1 protein-coding gene is annotated in these 1942 nt (G+C 23.6%); it reads left to right on the forward strand.

Going from position 1 to position 1942, the window contains the following annotated elements:
* The coding region (locus tag HF850_RS15310; protein WP_169106275.1) for a transposase at positions 1–984 on the forward strand (984 nt) is incomplete at its 5' end.
* Positions 985–1942: the final 958 nt, after the last annotated feature.

Here is a 1942-nt window from a genome sequence, read left to right on the forward strand (position 1 = left end):
ATTTTTGATGTTCTTTACTCTTCTATAAAACTTAATAATATTGAATTTGTTTATGGAAAAGGAAAGCGAAAAAGTAAGCTTCAAAAATATACTGAAGAACTTAATGAATTCATTGAAAAGCAAAGTAAATATGATGAATATAATAGCATTTTCAATGGCCGAAATAGTTTTTCAAAAACCGATCACGACGCAACTTTCATGCATATGAAAGAAGATCATATGAAAAATGGTCAATTAAAACCAGCTCACAATATTCAAATAGGGGTAGAAGGTGAATATATAGTTGGTGTAGATATTTCAAGTGAAAGATCTGATCAACTTACTTTTATACCATTTTTAGATGGATTAGAAGCTAATTTAAATGAAAAATATGATTCAGTAACTGCTGACGCAGGATACGAAAGTGAAGAAAATTATGTTTACCTTGAAAATAATAAAATAGAATCTTTTATTAAACCTGCAACATATGAAAAATCAAAAACTAAAAAATTCAAAAAAGATATCAGTAAAAGAGAAAACATGGCTTATGACGAAGAGAAAGACTACTATATTTGTGCTGCCGGAAAGAAAATTCTCTTGAAGGGAACAAAAAGTAAAAAGTCTAAATCAGGATATAAATCTACTGTACATGTTTATGAATGTGAAAATTGTTCCGGCTGTGAATACAAAAGTAAATGTACAAAAGCTAAAGGTAATAAACAATTACATGTCGCTAAAAATTTTATTAGATTAAGAAATAACTCTCTTAAAAATATAACTACTGAAAAGGGAATTTTATTAAGAATGAACAGATCAATTCAAGTTGAAGGAGCTTTTGGAGTTATTAAAGAAGACTATGGCTATAGAAGATTTTTAATGCGTGGAACTCCTAAGGTTAGAACTGAATTTTTATTGATGGCATTTGGCTACAATGTAAATAAATTACACAATAAAACATTGCAAAAACGAAACGGTGAGCTGCTTCATAAGCAGCAAGCTTCTTAATTAAAACAATAAAGTTATATTTTGGATAAATTAATTTTACCCTTTATTTTTTATGCGCTTAAATAGAAAATTCGGAATTAAATACATAAATTTCATATGAATAAAATACATAAACCTGAAAAAGACTGTATCAAACTAGAGTTTAAAAACTCTAATTTTGATACAGCCCCGTTTTTTTATATCCAAAATTGTCTTTGTTATAGATTAATTTTAAAGATATGAGATTTAAATTTAAAAAATGCTCCATAATAATGAAAAGTTACGTTTTAAAGAAAAACTATAAGGAAAATCTAATATATGAATAATATTTAGAATAAAAAATAAAGTATTATTAGTAATTTTTAATTAATACAGGGAATTTAAGAGTGAATATTTTTTGATATTCTATTAGAGAAACTTTGAAAAGATAATCATTCAATACAGGAGTTGAAGATTATGGAATAGATAAGTTATTTATTAAAAAATAGTTTCCAATACTTTATAAAGTAAAAAAGAGTGACTAAGTATATATTAAAATATTTCAATTAATATTAAATGTATAATGACTATAATATGTATATAAATTTATTGTTGTAAGTATAATAATAAAGTTATACTGTATTATTTGTAGATTTCAAACTAAATATATATCAATTAAAATATAAATTAAATTAGAAAACTTATATATTTGTATAATAAAACTATGATTTTTGCTTTTAAAAATCTAGTATTTATCTGGCTTTATATAATTTTTTATAAGTTTATAAAAAAAATGCATAAAAGTGTTGACAGAATTAAAGTTAATTTATATAATAATACTTGTCGCTGATGAGGTGACATAAATTAAATAAGAACTACGAATCAAAGTAGTTATTGTTCTTTGAAAATTGCATACAAATTAATGTATATAAATACAACAAGCCAAGAATAAATATTCTTTGTGATGATTATATAAAGTTTTAATAACGAAACTTAAATA

It is taken from the genome of Clostridium sp. SM-530-WT-3G (assembly GCF_012843905.1).
Taxonomy (GTDB): Bacteria; Bacillota; Clostridia; order Clostridiales; family Clostridiaceae; genus Clostridium.